This window comes from Mesorhizobium sp. M2E.F.Ca.ET.209.01.1.1 (assembly GCF_004010375.2).
Lineage (GTDB): Bacteria > Pseudomonadota > Alphaproteobacteria > Rhizobiales > Rhizobiaceae > Mesorhizobium.
In genome coordinates this window covers 1-439 of record NZ_SADP02000196.1, presented here as the reverse complement: position 1 = coordinate 439, position 439 = coordinate 1, and the positions used below count along the sequence as shown (strand labels likewise).

At 66.7% G+C, this 439-nt stretch carries 1 protein-coding gene; it reads left to right on the top strand.

From position 1 onward, the window contains the following. Positions 1–21 precede the first annotated feature (21 nt). Positions 22–439, top strand: a 418-nt coding sequence (locus EN852_RS35255) for a hypothetical protein (RefSeq protein ID WP_210238287.1), incomplete at its 3' end; no start/stop codon positions are given.

The window sequence follows — 439 nt, the reverse complement described above, 5'->3', positions numbered from 1 at the left end:
GAACAGTTCATGCGCGGTGGCATGAGCCTGATCGCCTCTGACGTGCACAACCGGTTCCCCTATGTGGCTACCGCGCAGCAGCGTCCCGGGCTTGCCATCCGCGTGATGCTGCAGGGGCAGGTCGACGTGCGTATCCCGCGACGCGGTGCATTCACCCTGCGTGCCGGTACCGCGATGACCGCCCAGCATCGCGACCAGATCGAGATGACCGGCGCGCACCCCGGCCAGACGCGCATGCGCGGGGTCAGCGTGATCGTGCCGGCGGGAGTCGATGCGGAAGTTTTCCGGATGCCACTGCTGGAAAAGGCGCTCGACACGCACCTGGAATGCCGCCACTGGGCCATTCCACACGCGATGTTGCCAGTGCTGGGCCAGTTGTTCGACCGCCCGTGGCAAGACGGCATCGATGCCTTGTGGCGCGAGGGCGTGGCACTGCAGC